Here is a 17,385-nt window from a genome sequence, read left to right on the forward strand (position 1 = left end):
CTTCTTAGGGGCACGAGCTTCGCGTGCCTGTCTCTGGTGCGTCTTACAGGCCGTAACCGTGAGCCGGTCGCCGGAATGCGCTTTAAATCTGTCAATAGACGCGCCAAGGCCGGATTGCTAGGCATAATCGACGAAAACAACAATCTGCCACTGTAACAAAACTGCCTTAGACTCTTCACGGTCGGTTACATCTATTTTTAATTTATGGTCAACCTTGACACCCAATCGCCACTTCTTGCCGTCATTGCATATTGATAGAACAACGGGACTGCACCATTTAGTCCAGTGAAATAGAACGAGCGGGAGTCCGAAGGTGTCATTGCTCAAAATCTACTGGCGTGCCATGGAATATCTTGCGGCTGAGAAAGCCGCAACCATAACCATGTGTATAGCAAGCGTATTGGTTGCCCTTGTCATGCTGGCCGAACCGATCCTTTTCGGTCGGGTAATTCAGGCTATCTCCGACAAGGGAGATATCGTTACGCAGCTCGCCATGTGGGCCGCTCTTGGCGGGTTTAACATCATTGCAGCAGTCTTCGTTGCGCGTGGGGCTGACCGCCTCGCCCATCGTCGCCGTCTGGGCGTGATGATAGACTCCTATGAGCGCATCATCACCATGCCTCTTGCATGGCACCAGAAGCGCGGTACGTCGAATGCACTGCATACGCTGATCCGCGCGACAGACTCGCTCTTCACTCTCTGGCTTGAATTCATGCGTCAGCACCTGACCACGATTGTGGCTCTGGGCGCGCTTATTCCGGTTGCAATGAGCATGGACCTTCGCATGTCCATGGTTCTTATCGTGCTCGGTGTCATCTATGTGATGATTGGCCAGCTCGTCATGCGTAAGACCAAAGATGGCCAGACCGCGGTTGAAAAGCATCACCATAAGCTCTTCGAGCATGTGAGCGACACGATCAGCAACGTTTCTGTCGTGCAGAGCTATAACCGCATTGCCTCTGAAACGCAGGCGCTGCGTACCTATGCCAAAAACCTCGAAAACGTCCAGTTCCCGGTTCTCAACTGGTGGGCGCTCGCCAGCGGTCTTAACCGTATGGCCTCGACCTTCTCGATGGTTATCGTGCTTCTGCTTGGCGCATATTTTGTGACCAAGGGTCAGATGCGCGTTGGTGACGTGATTGCCTTTATCGGCTTTGCGCAGCTGATGATCGGTCGTCTTGACCAGATCAGCGCCTTCATCAACCAGACTGTGACCGCCCGTGCCAAGCTTGAAGAATTCTTCGAGATGGAAGACGCGACGGCCGACCGTCAGGAACCGCAAGGCGCAACCGATCTTGAAAATGTCAAGGGTGGCATTGTGTTCGACAATGTGACCTTCGAATTCCCGAATTCGGGTCAGGGCGTCTATGACGTTTCGTTTGAAGTGAAACCGGGACAGACCGTCGCTATTGTTGGTCCGACAGGTGCCGGTAAGACCACGCTGATCAATATCCTTCAGCGCGTGTTCGATCCTGCCGCTGGTCGCATTCTGATTGATGGCACCGATACGCGTACTGTCAGCCGTCGTTCGCTACGCCATGCCATTGCAACCGTGTTTCAGGATGCCGGTCTGTTTAATCGTTCGGTTGAAGAAAACATCCGCGTCGGTAATGAAGATGCGTCTCATGAAATGGTTCATGCTGCTGCCAAGGCTGCTGCTGCCCACGACTTCATTCTCGCAAAGGGCAATGGTTACGATACGGTTGTCGGTGAACGTGGTTCGCAGCTTTCAGGTGGTGAACGTCAGCGTCTGGCGATTGCCCGCGCTATCCTGAAAGATTCACCAATCCTCGTACTCGACGAGGCGACCAGTGCGCTTGACGTTGAGACCGAAGAAAAGGTCAAGCAGGCTGTTGATGATCTAAGCCAGAACCGCACGACCTTCATCATCGCGCACCGTCTGTCGACCGTCCGTTCTGCCGATATTGTCTTGTTCATGGACAAAGGTCATCTGGTCGAACGCGGCAGCTTCGATGAACTGGCTGCGCGTGGTGGCCGCTTCTCTGACCTGCTTCGTGCTGGCGGTCTGCAGCTTGAAGACAAATCTGAAAAGGCTCAGAACGAAGAAGCTGAAGCCAGCAATGTGATGCCATTCCCGGTTAAGGGCTCTGTTGCCTGATACCGTTGCGTATCAATGAAAAAAGCCCGCTGCGAAATTCGCAGCGGGCTTTTTCTTTCTAAAGAGGCACTTCAAATCGCAAGCCGTCATAGCCGGGTTCTACGTGATCAGGCGTGTCCTGCATAACCGTATCGTAATCGAGCGGCACATGCATATGCGTCAGGATTGCGCGTTTTGGTCCGAAGAATTCGATCCATTCCAACGCTTGCTCCAGTGAGAAATGGCTTGGATGCGGGCGATATTGCAGCGCACCAATAATCAGCACATCGGCATGGCGGATATATTTCAGGCTCTCATCCGGAAACGCGCTGACATCCGTGCAGTAAGCGACATTGCCAATGCGGAAGCCAAGCGATTCAATATCGCCATGCACCTGCATAAATGGCTCAAAGCGGATCGACCCGCCCGCACCCGTGATCGAGAATGCTGTTTCTGCCATGATATCATGCATCGAAAGGATCGGCGGATAGCTCGATCCCACTGGCGTCTCAAAACAATAGCCGAAGGCTTCAAACAGGCGGTTGCGTGTCAACCGGTTGGCATACACATCCATCAGTCGCCGGTTTTCAACGACATAGGTTCGTAAGTCATCGATGCCGTGGATATGGTCGGCATGTGGATGAGTATAAACAGCAGCGTCAAGCGACGGCACGTTGGCATCAATCATCTGGTCCCGGAAATCCGGGCCCGTGTCGATAACAACGACCGTGCTGTTCCCGTCGGCGTCGAACCGTTCAACAAGCAAAGCCGCGCGGCGGCGCTTGTTCTTTGGATTCTTAGGATCGCAATTGCCCCAATCACCGTTGATGCGTGGCACACCGGGAGACGAACCGCACCCGAGAATTGTGAAACGCAGACAATTGCGAGGCGATACCACGATGATTATTCCTCGGCAGGCTTTGGCATTTTGGAGAAAAGCCGGAAGACATTTTCGCTGGTAATGTCAGCGATTTCTTCGCGGCTTACACCAATCGTTTCAGCCAACACGGCTGCTGTGTGCTGCACGAATGATGGCTCATTGCGCTGGCCGCGATGCGGCATAGGCGCGAGATAAGGCGCATCAGTCTCAACCAGCAAACGATCACGCGGAACTATCTGTGCAATTTCGCGAATATCAGCCGAATTCTTAAAAGTAAGAATGCCCGAGAATGACACATAGCCGCCCAGCTCGACACCCTTTTCGGCCAGAGCGCGCCCTGACGAAAAGCAATGCAGGATGAAGGGAAATGCACCCTTCGCAGTCTCAGATTCCAGAATAACAGCCATGTCCTGATCCGCGCTGCGTGCGTGGATCACAAGCGGCAACTGCGTACGACGTGCAGCTTCAATATGCACGAGGAAGCCCTGACGTTGGGCTTCTGGCGGCGCATAATCATAATGATAATCAAGCCCCGCCTCGCCTATGGCGACAACTTTCGGATGCTCTGCCAGCCGCACGAGATCATCGGCAGTAACATCCAGCTCTTCATGTGCGTTGTTCGGATGCGTACCAACCGAACAATAGACTGAATCATATTTCTTGGTCAGTGCGAGGATCGTATCGAACTTGCGTACTCGCGTCGAAATCGTGACCATGCGTTTGATGCCAGCCTCGAGCGCGCGGTTTACAATAGCGTCGCGCTCGGGCTCGAAGTCCGCAAAGTCGAGATGGCAGTGACTATCAACCAGCATATTCAGCTCAGTTCTGTTCTTCCGCTTCCACATAGCGCGGGAAAACCGGCTGCGGTGCAGGCAGTTCTGCGCCACCGACAAGCGGATGTGCGCTTACGTCAGAGAACTGACGCTGATCTGCCGGGATTGCCAGAGTATCGAGCAGCTTTTCTGCCGACTGCGGAATGAAAGGCTGAACCATGATGCCAACGCGGCGGATCACTTCTGCCGTCACATAGAGCACTGTGCCCATGCGTTCCATGTCAGTCTTGCGCAGCGCCCAAGGCTCCTGCCCCGCAAAATAGCGGTTTGCTTCCGCAACAACGGCAAAGATAGCCCCGAGGGCGATATGCAATGCCTGATCGCCGACAGCTTTCCGCGCGGTTTCCAATGCAGCATCAGCCTGATCGAGAATGGCCTTATCGGCATCCGAGAATGCAGCCGGAACTGGAACCTTGCCTTCGCAGTTCTTTGCAATCATCGATAGCGAACGCTGTGCGAGGTTGCCAAGATCATTGGCGAGATCGGCATTGGTGCGGTTGACGATTGCATCGTGGCTATAGCTGCCATCCTGACCGAACGGCACTTCACGCATCAGGAAATAACGCAGCTGATCAAGGCCGTAGCGTTCGACCAGTTCAAACGGATCGATGACATTGCCGAGAGACTTCGACATTTTTTCGCCGCGGTTGAACAGGAAGCCATGCGCGAATACGCGCTTTGGCAGGGGAACGCCCGCCGACATCAGGAATGCAGGCCAGTAAACCGCGTGGAAACGCGAAATATCCTTGCCGATAATATGCGCATCCGCAGGCCAGTAAGCCCACTTCTCGTCAGTCGTATCAGGATAGCCGAGTGCTGTGATGTAATTGGTCAGCGCATCGACCCACACATACATGACATGCTTTTCATCGCCCGGAACAGGAATACCCCAGTCGAACGTCGTGCGCGAAATTGACAGATCCTTCAGGCCCGACTTTACGAAGCTAACGATCTCGTTGCGACGCTCCGCAGGCATGATGAAGCCGGGATTGTTTTCATAGAGTTCAAGGAGCTTGTCCTGATAATTCGACAGGCGGAAGAAATAGCTTTCTTCTTCAACCCATTCGACCGGCGTGCCCTGTGGACCGTAGCGAACATTGTCCGCACGCACCTCAGTTTCTTCTTCGCCGTAATAGGCTTCATCGCGCACCGAATACCAGCCCGCATAACCGCCCTTATAAATATCGCCATTGGCCGACATTGCCTGCCAGATTGCCTGGCTGGCCTTGTAGTGGCGTTCTTCCGAGGTGCGGATATAATCGTCGTGCGAGCTGTTCAGAAACTCACCCATGCGCTGGAAAGCAGCCGTGTTGCGATCTGCGAGTTCGCGGGGCGTGATGCCTTCCTTGCGCGCGCTCTGCAACATCTTGATGCCGTGTTCATCCGAGCCGGTCAGGAAGTGAACGTCCTTGCCATCCAGACGCTGAAAACGCGCCATAGCATCGGTCGCAATCAACTCATAAGCATGGCCGATATGCGGCTTGCCATTCGGGTAAGCAATCGCGGTGGTGATGTAGAATTTTTCGCGGCTCATCAGAAATCCGGCTTCTTCAAGTGTGATGTTTAAAAAACGTTAGCGGTGACATAACGCAACTAAGTCGGCATGTCACGTAAGCGGAGGCACGCCAGATCGAAAAGCGCGATGCGTTTTTTCCAAAAGGATCATAACGGCCTGCTTGCGGTCGAGATTATAGGTCTCGGCATTGAAAATTTCGCGTGTCAGTTCGCTCCAGTAGCGTGACCACTGATCGGCTTCACGCAGTTGGCCCGAATCTGCATAGCGGCGAGCTTCATCGGCGATGCGGCTCATGAGATAATCGCGGAACAGCTCATATTGAACCTCCGCCTCGCGGCCATTGAGAACACCTGATAGCGCCTGTGCTTTCGGCAGGTCGAAATTCTGCCCCTGCAAGATTGCATCAACCGTATCGGATACTTCCAGACCACCGTGTGCTACAAGCAGCAGCGCCTTGCGCACGCTGCCTTCTGAACGCGTGAGCAACGCTGGCGTGATGTCACCCGCATCAAGGCCAACACTTGGCCCGATATGTTCCAATGCATTAGTGAGTGGCTCATCCGCAAGTGGCTTGAACTGGATGCTCTGGCAGCGTGAACGGATCGTCGGCAATAACCGTCCCGACGAATGCGAAATCAGAATGAAGATTGCGCGGGCTGGCGGCTCTTCCAGCGTTTTGAGAAGCGCATTGGCAGCGTTGCGGTTCATGTCGTCGGCGGGGTCGACAATCACAATACGCCATGCGCCGTCAGATGCCGTGCGGGTCAGAAAATGGGTAACACGGCGAATTTCTTCAACGGGAATACCGGTTTTAAACTTGCCCGTCTTCTGATCAAAGGGGCGGTTGATATGCAGCACAGCTGGATGCATACCGCCTGCGATCTGCCGCCAGAGTGGCTTACTGAAATCAGGTACGCCTATAGTTTCAGGGGCAAGTGCTTGGTCTGCATGAGCCAGCATATGGCCTGCCAGATGAAAGCCCAGAGTCGCCTTGCCAATACCCTGCTCGCCCTCAAAAAGCAGCGCATGATGCATACGGTCTTCGCGATAGGCCTGTGCGAGAAAAGCCGCGATTTCACTATGGCCGGTGAGAAAGTCGCTTGCCGACGGTTCGGCGACACCCTCAATGGAATCATGGGCTTTTGGGACATCGAGTTCTTCGATCACAGAAGACCTCTTTTCTTCAAAATTTCATCAGCGATGGCGATGATGTCGGCAGAAATTACATCTTGAGCGCGGTCCGCATCGACGATCCTGCAGCGGTCAGGTTCAGCTTTTGCAATGGCAAGAAAAGCCTGACGGCGCGCTTCATGCACGGCAATCGCTTCTTTCTCGAAACGATCCGCCTCGTCAGCCCCTCGCCGCTTGTTGGCTCGTGAAAGACCTTTTTCCGCAGGAATATCGAGAATGATTGTGAGATCAGGCATGGCGCCGTCAATGGCGATACGCTCGATCGCCGCCATATAGGTGGCATTGAGATTGCCTGTAACCCCCTGATAGGCGCGGCTCGAATCGATAAAGCGGTCGCAAAGCACGATGCGATTTTCAGCAAGGGCAGGACGGATCAGCTGATCAACATGATCGGCACGCGCGGCGGCAAACAGCAATGCTTCCATGGCCGGACCATAGCTTTCGGCATTCCCGCTCAGAATCACATGGCGAACAGCCTCTGCACCCGCAGAACCACCGGGTTCGCGTGTTATCAATGGATCAAGCCCAAGAGCGCGCAAATGCTCTGCCAGCAAGGCGATCTGGGTCGATTTACCCGCGCCTTCCCCACCCTCGAATGTAATGAATAATCCGGTCAAATCGACTTCCGCAAACTGAATTATCGCCTGTTCAGGCTCTTAATCTATTTAGCCGCGTTTGTTCGCAAGGTCGAGTATCTGGACCGCTTTTCGATCTGATTACATCAGTTCGGCACGTCGGATATCTCTTCTAACGCGCATCACATCCGAAAACCGCTGCGCACTTTTCAGGATGCGCGTTAAAGATACTTCCTCAACCAACCGGTGGAGAGTTCCATGACTGCGCCCATCGCTCGCTGCGATAGCGTACCAACAGGTACTTCCTGCGCCGTGTAAAGTGGCATTTGCTGAACGACATTGCCATTCAGTTCAAACCGCAGCGTACCGACTTCAGTATTGGCTAAAACAGGTGCACTGAGCGGTCCCTGATATGTAATACGCGCTTTCAGCTTGTCGCGCCCTTCCTTGGGGAGCAACAATTCAACGTCAGCATTCACTTTCAGCGGAACACTGGACGCCGAACCACCAAAAACCTGCGCTGTGCCGACCTCTTCATTAGCCGCATAAATATCGACCGTATCGAATGAAGTCATACCCCACTGAATGAGCTTTTTGGCCTCTTCTTCACGCTCTTTAATGCTTGTTAGACCACTCATCGCCAGGAAAAGCCGACGCCCATTCTGTTCTGCAGATCCAACAAGCGCATAACCGGACGCTTCAGTGTAACCCGTTCCCATGCCATCAGCACCGATATCGAGCCGCAAAAGCGGGTTTCGATTGCGCTGCATGATCTTGTTCCAGGTAAACGCTTCTTGCGCGTAATATTTATAGCGTTCCGGATGAGCGCTGTGGATGTGGCGCGCGAGTTTTATCAGGTCCGACAGCGTCACCGTTTGTCCGGGAGCGGGCAATCCGGTGGAGTTCACGAAATTCGAGCTAGTCAAGCCAAGCTCTTTCGCGCGCTCATTCATTGCTTGAGCAAAAGCACCTTCACTACCAGACAGGCCTTCGGCGAGAATGATGGCACCATCATTGGCCGCCTGCACGATCATGCCCTGAAGAAGATCAGCAACGGTCGGGGTGGATTTGATGGCAGCAAACATGGTCGATGTGCCGGACGGCGCCCCGCCGGTACGCCAGGCATATTCAGTAACCGGATAGGTGGTTTCGAGTGTCGTTTTGCCTTTTTCAAGCGCCTCAAAGACAACTTCCGCTGTCATCAGCTTGGCAAGCGATGCCGGTGGGACTTTCATATCCGGATTTTTTGAAAGAAGAACTGTGCCGCTCTTGTCGTCTAACAAAAGCACCTGTGGCGCTTTAGTTGCAAAGCCTGCCTGCACCGTCTGCGCATAGCTCGGTGCAGCTATTAAAACGGCAGCGGCAACCGCCGATGCAAGCTTTATGCTTATCGAGAAACGCCCCATCTTACACCCGTCATGCTTCTTCTTTGACGAAGCTAAGCGGCGTTTCTGGCCGAAATCAGTCCGCACGAACGACAAAGGCGTCGGTCGCTCCAGCCTTCCATGCAGCGCGAAGCAGATCGTCGTTATTGCCCTTTTCGGCAAAAGCTGTCAGCTCGTAAATATCACCCTGCTCTGTCGGTATTTTTGTGCGCGTAACGCGCGCAGAGCGAGGCAGAGATTTTTCTAGCTTCATCGCATCTTCCAGCGAATTAAACATGCCGATTTCGACATATTCACGCTGTTCTTCCGTATTGCGACGCTTCCATGCATCTGAAACAGCGTTTGCTGTCAGGATGCTGCCATAGGTACGCTCTTCTGCATAGGCTGATGCAGCCAGGCGATCCGACGCATATCCAAGACCGCCAATACGCGCTGCTGTGGCGACGCCAAAGCTGCCAGCCGGACGCTGCGATGGAACTGGAACGTTGGCAGGAAGCAACGGCATTTCGCCATCGCCATAAGCGGGATTAACTTCAAATGGCGAAGACTGTGGAACCGGCATGGCTGCGATACCCGCAGGAGTTGGTGTCGGCGCATTCATGGCCATCATGACGCCCGTGGCTGGCTGTCCGATAGGATCGCCATTGCCTGAACGGTAAGACGCCATCAGATAAGCATCATCCTGCCCATCAAGTGGCGCACGCCCAACATATTCAACCTTCACATCAGCGGTACCATGATGCTGATAATCCAGCATTTCGGCAGCCTTCTGCGACAGATCGATAACGCGATCACGCTCGAATGGCCCACGATCATTCACGCGAACGATGATGGAGCTGCCATTAAAAGTGTTTGTGACACGCGCATAACTTGGCAGCGGCATTGTTGGATGCGCTGCCGTCAGATGCGTCATGTCATAGATTTCGCCATTGGCGGTCAAACGGCCATGAAAGGCGCTGCCATACCAAGAGGCGCGGCCTGTCGAGGCGTAGTTCTTGTTTTCTTTTGGATAATACCAACGGCCTTTAACCTGATAAGGTTGACCGATCTGGTTGCGCCCACCGCCGCGAGGCAGAGGCTTCCCTTGAACATTGGTAACTCGGGGGCTGGCTTTGACGCCATATTTGGATTCGGCAAAATATTCTTTGGGGTGTTTTTTCTTCGATGACTTCGGTTGAGGAGCGCTTGCACAACCCGCGAGAGCCACGGCTAATGCCATGAATGTCAACATTGCAGTCGATCCGCGTTTTTCACGCTTAATCGATAGCCCTACGTTTCCAGCACGGTTTTGCCACCGGTTCGAACTCATACGCCACACGCCCGCAACTCTACACACGACCAGTCGATCGAAAATATCTATTAGGAATTAGTGATGTCACCGAATTATTGACGGATCATTAAAGCTTTTGCAAATCCCACAATTGAGTCGTTGTGGATGGTTAAATATCTGTCTCAACGAACAGGGAACTTTGGTGCTTCTAGCGCGTTGATTTTTCAACATGAAGGAGAAACAAAATGTTCCGTGCACTTATCCTTTGGCTTCTTGGCGTGCCTTTTATTGTAGTGCTGTTTATCTGGTACTTTTTCTTCTAGTCCGGGAACAATCCCGGAGTTGAGCCGTTACTTATACGGCTCTTATGACCTCCGAGCCAGTCACCTAACGTCATGAATTGGGCCCGTTCAATGAGAGCGGGCCATTTTTTGTCTTATCTCAGAATGATGCTGGCCGGTATGCTTGGATTGCTTTGCGGTGCAGACGGAAATGAGCCGGCGTCCAGGTCGAGAGCTCGCCATCGGTATTCACTGGGCGTGGTTTTTTGGTGCGTATGATGACTTCCGTCGTAGGGAATGCACGCACATCATCCCATTTGGACTGGGTACCCTGTCGAAGACTTGGCAGAAGCCGCAACAGCTTCCACCAATGATCGACTTCGAGGCTATAAAAATCGAGCTTTCCATCGTCAATGGCTGCATCTTTTTCGACAGCCATGCCGCCGCCGTAAAACTTGCCATTTCCAACCGACACCTGAAGCGTCTTTATCTTTTCGGTTATGCCGTCATGTTCAAGATAGGCCGTGAAAAGCTCGGATCTCATCAGAATACGGCTAGCGGCGATGGCATAGCCAAGCTTGCCCCATTTCTTCTTGGCATCGGCACTGAGTTTTTGCGCCAATTCAGCACTAAAACCGATGCTTGCAACATTGAAATAGAGATGACCGTTGACCTCACCCAGATCGATGGGGAGTTGCTGATAATTCAGTAATTGGCGCGTGGCTTCCGTTGGGTCTGCGGGGATGCCAATCGTACGAGCAAAGTCATTCGCGGTACCTAAGGGCAGGATAGCCAGTGGCAGTTTCGTTTCCATAAGTCCTTTTGCGGCTGCATTGAGTGTACCGTCGCCTCCGCCGACAATCACCAAATCAACATCGCGATTGCCAAGAATGACATCTGAAATTGTTTCGTCGCTTTTTGCAGTCTTCTCTACCAGCGATATCCCGCCTTGCTCCAGAATCGCGCGCATATCAGCGCTGAACCCTTTACCATTTCGGGCTTTCGGGTTGACGATCAGCAATGCTCGGCGCTTGGAAGCTATGGCCATAAACTACCCATTGAATATTCAAGTTGAATTATCGAACACCGCAAATGGCGATGGATTCTCGGATATCAATGGGGAAACGAGATGAATTCTTTTTACGGCTTTTAATGAATGCACCAGGATCAAACTGAGTGTCGCGAATACCATCAATTTCAATTATGAAAACGCTCTGACTTGATGTTACCTTATCACCACGGCGGGCGGGTATGATGTAATGGTAGCTTGTCAGCTTCCCAAGCTGAATGCGCGGGTTCGATTCCCGCTACCCGCTCCAATGTAACTCACTTGCTATTGGATGGAGATTGCAATGGCACGGTTAACACTCATGCTCGGCGCAGTTTCGCTATTGGCTGCGACCCATGTATCCTATGCGGCGCTTGCACCAAATTATCAGCGCGCAAAAGAACTGAACGCTGTTATTGAAGCGGTTGCGCAAGCCATTCCGAATTACCCGATCAACAAGGTCATCTATCAAAAAGAAGATCAGTATCAGGTGATTGCTGGCCCTTGTTCCGTAAGAGCGACGATCGTTTCAAAGTCTATGAAAAATGGGATGGTCGGTCCGCGCCAGTTTGATGTGAAGTTGGGACAATCTCGTTGTCGCTGACATCAACCGCTATTCCTAATTAGCAATTGCTTGCATTTCTTCCTGTTTCCGGCTTCATGGGTTTGTTGAATTTTAAACTCATGTTTGGAGAAACTAATGGCAGAAACTAGCTCGCTCAACAAATATCAACCTCATGCCATTGGCATCCTTCGTATTGTGACGGCATTGCTTTATATCGAGCATGGCACGCAGAAAGCATTCAGTTTTCCTATTGCCGGCCCTGATAGCCTGTCTGCATTGCAAATCGCATCAGCCTTGCTGGAGGTTGTTGGCGGCGCGTTGATCTTGCTGGGCTGGTTCACCCGTCCTGTCGCCTTCATCCTATCGGGTCATATGGCTTTTGCCTATTTCATGGCGCATTTTCCGAAAAGCTTCTTCCCAGTTGCGAATGGTGGCGATGCGGCAATTCTGTTCTGCTTCGTATTCCTGACGCTTGTCGCAACCGGCGCTGGCGCATTTTCAGTCGACAATCGTAACCGTTGATCGAAATCATTTCCTTAAGGTGGTCTATCTGACAGGTTCAGATCACATACAGTTTTCTTGTATGTGATCTGAACAATGCGGATGATCAAAAAATGAAAATACTCTTGATCGCCCTGGCCATAGCGGCCTTCCTCGTGTTTGGCTGCTTTTTGCAGACACACTTCGGCTCGTGGCAATAAGAGATCCAGCGAAGCGTATCCTTGATTAGTGAATTTGCGGCCTTACCTAGAGGTTGTAACGATCAAAGGAGTTCTTCATGCGCACCATGCTTGCAGCCATTCTTCTCACTGCGACTTCCGTCGGCGCTTTTGCAGCCGCGCCAGAAGGCGCAAAGTTATCCGAGATAATCGCCAAAATCGAGCAAACAGCCGATGTTCAATATATTGATGAAGTCGATTGGAATGATCGCGGTTATTATGAAATCGAATATTTTATGAAGAATGGGGCAAAGGTCGAAATCAAGATCGATCCCAAAACGGGCGAATCTGTTCGATAAAACGAATCTCCAGCAGGCGGCACATTAGTCAGATGTGCCGCTTCTTAGTGAAACCGCCATTTTATACGCTTTTTTAGCCGCTGAAATGCTCCCATTCCCCCATCTTTTCCACAAGATCAGCCTTAAATTAGAATTATCCGAATTTTTTTATGGTCTTACGCATAGAAACGATTGACGCTGATCCCGTTCCCGCATACATGAGCACCGTTCCTGATCGAAAGCATCGGAACAATGCGCGGGTGTAGCTCAGTTGGTTAGAGTGCCGGCCTGTCACGCCGGAGGTCGCGGGTTCGAGCCCCGTCACTCGCGCCATTCCTCTCTTAGATAGAGGAATGTTCAGGGACAAAGTTTCCTACCCTATCAAGTAGATAGTTAAATTAGATAATGTAAACGCAGAGCGGAAGCTTTGCGCGTTTCTTTGTTTTCGGACGAACGAAAAATGGCGAGCCTCGCGACCCGCCATTTAATCAAAACGTCTTATTCCTGCGTAAGGTTCAACATCGGAATGGCGCCGTTCGGCAGCATTGTCGTGGGAAGTTGTCCGTTCCACTTTTCGGCCTGTGTGAGCGAAACCAGACCTGGGTTATCGCGCAATGCATCACCACGCGCCTTGATGGCCTGAGCCTCAGCGTCACCCTTCAGACGAATAGCTTCTGCATCAGCTTGTGCCTGAAGCCTCACAGAATCAGCCTGCGCCTGCGCATCTGCACGGCGGGCGTCAGCCTGCGCATTAGCCTGCGTCACGGTAATTTCCGCCTGCACCTTTTCACGTTCTGCATTCTGACGCAGACGCTGAACTTCGACCTCAGCAAGCATACGCTGCTCAATACTAGCCTCGTAGGCATCAGAGAAATCAATATTCTCGATCTGCACGCTATCGATGATGACCGGACCGCTTACGCTTTTCTGGATAGCGTCTGCGATTTCCTGATTAAGGCGACCGCGCTCCTGAATGGCTGTTACAGCTGCGAAGCGACCGAATACAGTCTTACTTTCCTCGAACACGCGACGTTCAACCAAACGCGACAGAAGTCCATCTTCACCGCCATAGGTGGCATAAACTTCTTCAACGCGGTCCGGCGGAATACGATAGTTGACCGAGAGGTTCATCGTTGCTGGTTGCTGGTCCCGGCTATAGGCCTCCATGCCGTTATAGATAGCTGCCTTGGATTGGACCGAAACGCGAACGACGGAATCTATCAATGGAATTTTGAAACCAAGCCCCGGCTGTGCAACGCCGGCCACGGCTCCATAACGCAGAATGACGCCACGTTCCCCCTCGTCGACAGTATACCAGGACCCCAGAACGACACTCAAAATGGCTAAGCCGATAAATGCGGCAATAGCAGTTGGAATATGACGCATATCATCTCCTGTTACGCTTAATTAATAAGTGCTCAATAAGCGCAAAACTCAGAGAATTGAAAACAAAACGAAGCTTAATGTTCGAGTATCGACAACTATTTTGATCTTACTAGATCTATTCTAATCAAGCAGAACCGATATTAACAAAATTATCAGAAATGCGGCGCGGAAGCACGTCGTACATAATGCTCTGGAATATTGTTAAATCTGTACACACTATGTGATTCAAATATTATTTCCCTCTTATATTCAGCCGGTTATAGGGAGTTGTCTAATATAACTATGACTAGTCACGAGGAAAGAACAATGAAAGCATACCTTCTCGCAATCGCTGTTGTGATGGCCGCTGCTTCACCTTCGCTCGCCTGCACAGCTGAAGACGTTACTGCAAAAGCGACAGAATTTTCTACAAAGATGCAGGAACTGGCAGCAAAGGACCCTCAGAAAGCAGCTGAAGTTGCTCAGAAGCTTTCCGGCGCGCAGTCGCAGCTCGCTTCTGATCCAACGAGCGCCTGCAAAGTCTATGATGATATGATTGCTGAACTAAAGTAATTATCTGAATGGCGGCGTTCGAAATATGGATGCCGCCATTATACTGAAAGCTAGAAAGTTAACTGCACATCCAGTGCCTTTTCGCACTCGGTCAAATCCGCGCCAAACTTGGTCAAAGTGGCTTCGTAGTCAGGCTCTTGCGTGCTGTCGCTTTTAATGTAGCCAGCAATTGTATCAATAATATCTTGAAGCGAGCTGGCTGCCGTATCGCACATTTTATAGGTTTGATAGCCAGCCTGGTCTGTACTGTTCTGCGCTATTTCCCGCCATTCCGATTGCGCTTTTGCAACAGGTACTTTTACCTTGTCTTCCATCTCGACACCGAGAGCTTTTGATCGCCCTTCAGAATTTTCGCCCAGTTCGATATAGGTATAAAGCCCATCAACCACAGTTTTTCTGAGTTGAAGCGAATCCGTTTTTGCATCGGCAAGCGCCGCAGAAACCATCAGAAAAGGGATCACGCTGGTTAAGGCTGCCTTGCTGGATAAGCGCACGTCGAACTCCTGCTAAAATACGTTGGGCTTCTTAAAGCATACTAGATTGGAAGCCGGAACCCGTTTTGCAGGATGCATTCGCAGTTCTTCTCATCACCTACTTTCAGATCTTTACGGAAAATAGCGACATAATCGGCTGATTCAGCCGATTTCAAAGATGTGAATTATTCCATATTCGTTGTTTAATGCCAGCTGCAGAGAGCTGGTATTAAACGGTGGCTTCAACCACGCTTTTTGGCGCGAGACAGGCCAAAAAGCCCTGAAATAAGCAGTGCTACGCCCACACCCATGATACCGTAACCAAGAGCGCCAGAGCCGATCTCGGACTGGTTGGCCGACGCAATGGCCGTGGCTGTATCAGACGCACCAGAGCCATTTACCCGTGCATCAATCATCGCAACGACGCCCGGTTCATTGCATTTGGATATAAATGTTTGTTGGGCTTCGGCGCTATCTTTGTAGAGGTTCTTGACGTTTTCCTCACAGCGCGACTGATCGGCCGGTGAAACACCCGATCCGCTGGACTGGAGATAAAACCCGCCACCCAAGAGTATTACTCCTACTACAGCCATAACGGCTGGTGCACCCGCCACACTTTTCTTAGCCATATTACCTTACCCTCTTAAAGTTGGGCGTAATAAAACCTGAGTCTTCTAATGAGACAAGGCGCGAGCGCTCTTGGAGCAACAATAAGAATTAGGAAAGTTAAAAGTAACGGCGTCAGCGCAACGAAACCCGTAACGAATCTTTGTAGGCTAGATCCAAATGCGAATTTCGCATGTGACCAGAAGGTTCAATGAACCTGTGAGCATCACCTAAATTTACGCTAAGTCATTGATTATATGGCGCACCCGACAGGATTCGAACCTGTGACCTCTGCCTTCGGAGAGCATACGGAAACGATTTCTCTTAGTTTCGCAAAATTTCTTTATTCCGCTTTATTCCATCGTTTTCAATAACTTGCAACCGTACCCTGCCGTAACGTGTTTCCGGGCATCTTCACGTTTTTCCATTTTCGTGGTGAGTATTTGGTGAGTAGAATCGCTAAGGCAGGGGTGAAATGGCGAAGCTTACAAAAACGATTGTGGATCGCGCAGATCCGCGTGAGAAGCAATATACGGTCTGGGATAGCGATCTTAAAGGCTTCGGTTTATTCGTCAATCCGGCTGGCTCAAAGACATATTTCGTCGATTATCGCACTCCTGAAGGCAAACGCCGCCGTATGACAATTGGTCGGCACGGAAGTATCACGACCGAGCAAGCCCGCAAACTTGCCATCGAAACTCTTGGCGGGATTGTTTTGCAAAAAGAAGATCCACTGCTTGAGCGACAAACACGCCGCAGTTCGCTGACGGTGACAGATTTATGCGACAACTATCTGAAGGCTGCGAAGAAGGGCTTAATTCTTGGTCGCTCCGGTAAACCCAAAAAGTCATCGACCTTAGATACGGACACAGGCCGGATCGAGCGCCACATCAAACCGCTTCTCGGTAAATCCCTCGTCATTGACTTGAAGAGATCTGACATATCGAAATTCATCAGAGACGTGACCGCAGGCAAGACAGCCTTCGAAGGGAAATCTGATAAAGCGAGAGGGAAAATAGTGGTTTCAGGCGGCGCAGGAACCGCCGCTCGCACAGTAGGTCTATTAGGCGGCATCCTGTCTTATGCCGTCTCAGAAGGGATCATTGAATTTAATCCAGCGCAGGGCGTTAAAAGACCAGCCGACAAACGCCGAGAAAGGCGACTGGTCGGCAGTGAGTTCAAAGCCATCGGAAAGGCGCTGAGCAACGCCGACACTGTTGCATGGCAGGGCATAATCGGAACTAAGCTGCTCTTGTTCACAGGCTGTCGCCTGGGCGAAATCGTCAAGCTCCGATGGGAAGAAGTCAGCCTTGATGAGCAGTGCTTTCGGCTTGGCGACAGTAAAACCGGGGCGTCTATCAGACCCATCGGAAAGGCCGCTGTTGAAGTGTTGAAAGAAATTCGGTCTGACCGGGCAACGGGATGGGTACTGCCCGGTATAAGAAATCCATTAGACCATATCGGCTCACTAGATGATTTGATCGAAAAAATTATTGCTATGGCCGGCTTAAATGGCGTCACGGCACATACGCTTCGGCACAGTTATGCATCGGTCGCTGCTGATCTAAATTACTCCGATAACACTATCGGAGCTATTATCGGTCATGCAGGTAGCGGCACAACAAGCAGGTACACTCACCGCCTCGATACCGTTCTTGTGGCAGCCGCTGACATCATATCAGAAGAAATAAAGCGTCAGATGAGCTAAGCGCGTGCCCGTTGAGTAAGG

The 17,385-nt window shown here is 51.5% G+C and carries 17 protein-coding genes and 2 tRNA genes; 8 read left to right on the top strand and 11 right to left on the bottom strand.

Annotated features, from left to right (window positions below; translation table 11 throughout):
- Nucleotides 1-313 precede the first annotated feature (313 nt).
- The gene (locus tag RT142_RS01205) at nucleotides 314-2,119 is read left to right on the top strand and encodes a glucan ABC transporter ATP-binding protein/ permease (protein WP_079211839.1); all 1,806 of its coding nucleotides are present in this window, start codon (nucleotides 314-316) and stop codon (nucleotides 2,117-2,119) included.
- A 58-nt stretch (nucleotides 2,120-2,177) separates the two neighbouring features.
- On the opposite strand, the gene RT142_RS01210 is transcribed toward RT142_RS01205, so the two are convergent.
- The 8 genes from RT142_RS01210 to RT142_RS01245 form a co-directional block, all read right to left on the bottom strand.
- A complete protein-coding gene (locus RT142_RS01210; RefSeq protein WP_112804811.1) occupies nucleotides 2,178-2,996 on the bottom strand; it encodes an MBL fold metallo-hydrolase in 819 nt (272 codons plus the stop codon).
- Nucleotides 2,997-3,001: 5 nt separating this feature from the next.
- Nucleotides 3,002-3,790 (bottom strand): TatD family hydrolase, encoded by a 789-nt coding sequence (locus tag RT142_RS01215; RefSeq protein ID WP_112804813.1) that lies wholly within the window; start codon nucleotides 3,788-3,790, stop codon nucleotides 3,002-3,004.
- A gap of 7 nt (nucleotides 3,791-3,797) precedes the next feature.
- Entirely contained in the window at nucleotides 3,798-5,345 is a 1,548-nt protein-coding gene (gene metG / locus RT142_RS01220) for a methionine--tRNA ligase (RefSeq protein ID WP_079211836.1), read from the bottom strand.
- A gap of 72 nt (nucleotides 5,346-5,417) precedes the next feature.
- Nucleotides 5,418-6,494 carry a DNA polymerase III subunit delta' gene (locus RT142_RS01225; protein WP_112804815.1) on the bottom strand — a complete coding sequence of 359 codons (1,077 nt, stop codon included), beginning with the start codon at nucleotides 6,492-6,494 and terminating at the stop codon, nucleotides 5,418-5,420.
- The gene (tmk, locus tag RT142_RS01230) at nucleotides 6,491-7,135 is read right to left on the bottom strand and encodes a dTMP kinase (protein ID WP_112804817.1); all 645 of its coding nucleotides are present in this window, start codon (nucleotides 7,133-7,135) and stop codon (nucleotides 6,491-6,493) included. The genes RT142_RS01225 and tmk overlap by 4 nt, the downstream gene beginning before the upstream one ends.
- A gap of 179 nt (nucleotides 7,136-7,314) precedes the next feature.
- Complete coding sequence (locus tag RT142_RS01235; RefSeq protein WP_112804819.1) at nucleotides 7,315-8,499, bottom strand: D-alanyl-D-alanine carboxypeptidase family protein; 1,185 nt, start codon at nucleotides 8,497-8,499, stop codon at nucleotides 7,315-7,317.
- A gap of 55 nt (nucleotides 8,500-8,554) precedes the next feature.
- The gene (locus RT142_RS01240; protein WP_313026606.1) at nucleotides 8,555-9,787 is read right to left on the bottom strand and encodes a septal ring lytic transglycosylase RlpA family protein; all 1,233 of its coding nucleotides are present in this window, start codon (nucleotides 9,785-9,787) and stop codon (nucleotides 8,555-8,557) included.
- A gap of 402 nt (nucleotides 9,788-10,189) precedes the next feature.
- Nucleotides 10,190-11,077 (bottom strand): lipid kinase, encoded by an 888-nt coding sequence (locus RT142_RS01245; protein WP_313026608.1) that lies wholly within the window; start codon nucleotides 11,075-11,077, stop codon nucleotides 10,190-10,192.
- A gap of 197 nt (nucleotides 11,078-11,274) precedes the next feature.
- On the opposite strand from RT142_RS01245, the gene RT142_RS01250 reads away from it, so the two are divergent.
- The 5 genes from RT142_RS01250 (at nucleotide 11,275) to RT142_RS01270 (ending at nucleotide 12,972) form a co-directional block, all read left to right on the top strand.
- Nucleotides 11,275-11,348 (top strand) — tRNA-Gly (locus RT142_RS01250).
- Nucleotides 11,349-11,381: 33 nt separating this feature from the next.
- Nucleotides 11,382-11,681 carry a hypothetical protein gene (locus RT142_RS01255; RefSeq protein ID WP_112804823.1) on the top strand — a complete coding sequence of 100 codons (300 nt, stop codon included), beginning with the start codon at nucleotides 11,382-11,384 and terminating at the stop codon, nucleotides 11,679-11,681.
- A gap of 96 nt (nucleotides 11,682-11,777) precedes the next feature.
- Nucleotides 11,778-12,164, top strand: a complete 387-nt coding sequence (locus RT142_RS01260; protein WP_007874863.1) for a DoxX family protein — start codon at nucleotides 11,778-11,780, stop codon at nucleotides 12,162-12,164.
- A 256-nt stretch (nucleotides 12,165-12,420) separates the two neighbouring features.
- Entirely contained in the window at nucleotides 12,421-12,660 is a 240-nt protein-coding gene (locus tag RT142_RS01265; protein ID WP_007874862.1) for a PepSY domain-containing protein, read from the top strand.
- 235 nt (nucleotides 12,661-12,895) lie between these two features.
- Nucleotides 12,896-12,972 (top strand) — tRNA-Asp (locus RT142_RS01270).
- Between the two features lie 165 nt (nucleotides 12,973-13,137).
- Here RT142_RS01270 and RT142_RS01275 read toward each other — a convergent pair.
- On the bottom strand, nucleotides 13,138-14,025 hold the full coding sequence (locus RT142_RS01275) for a prohibitin family protein (protein WP_007874859.1): 888 nt from the start codon (nucleotides 14,023-14,025) through the stop codon (nucleotides 13,138-13,140).
- 306 nt (nucleotides 14,026-14,331) lie between these two features.
- Here RT142_RS01275 and RT142_RS01280 point away from each other — a divergent pair, with 306 nt between their 5' ends.
- A complete protein-coding gene (locus tag RT142_RS01280) occupies nucleotides 14,332-14,577 on the top strand; it encodes a hypothetical protein (protein ID WP_007874857.1) in 246 nt (81 codons plus the stop codon).
- A 50-nt stretch (nucleotides 14,578-14,627) separates the two neighbouring features.
- Here the strand turns inward: RT142_RS01280 and RT142_RS01285 are convergent, their stop codons facing one another.
- Nucleotides 14,628-15,071, bottom strand: coding sequence for a hypothetical protein (locus tag RT142_RS01285; protein ID WP_105518498.1), 444 nt, complete (start codon nucleotides 15,069-15,071; stop codon nucleotides 14,628-14,630).
- 221 nt (nucleotides 15,072-15,292) lie between these two features.
- On the bottom strand, nucleotides 15,293-15,679 hold the full coding sequence (locus RT142_RS01290; RefSeq protein WP_235820832.1) for a hypothetical protein: 387 nt from the start codon (nucleotides 15,677-15,679) through the stop codon (nucleotides 15,293-15,295).
- A 452-nt stretch (nucleotides 15,680-16,131) separates the two neighbouring features.
- Between RT142_RS01290 and RT142_RS01295 the strand changes: the two genes are divergently transcribed.
- Nucleotides 16,132-17,364, top strand: a complete 1,233-nt coding sequence (locus RT142_RS01295) for a tyrosine-type recombinase/integrase (RefSeq protein WP_313026614.1) — start codon at nucleotides 16,132-16,134, stop codon at nucleotides 17,362-17,364.
- Nucleotides 17,365-17,385 lie beyond the last annotated feature (21 nt).

This window comes from Brucella sp., assembly GCF_032066345.1.
Lineage (GTDB): Bacteria > Pseudomonadota > Alphaproteobacteria > Rhizobiales > Rhizobiaceae > Brucella > Brucella pseudogrignonensis.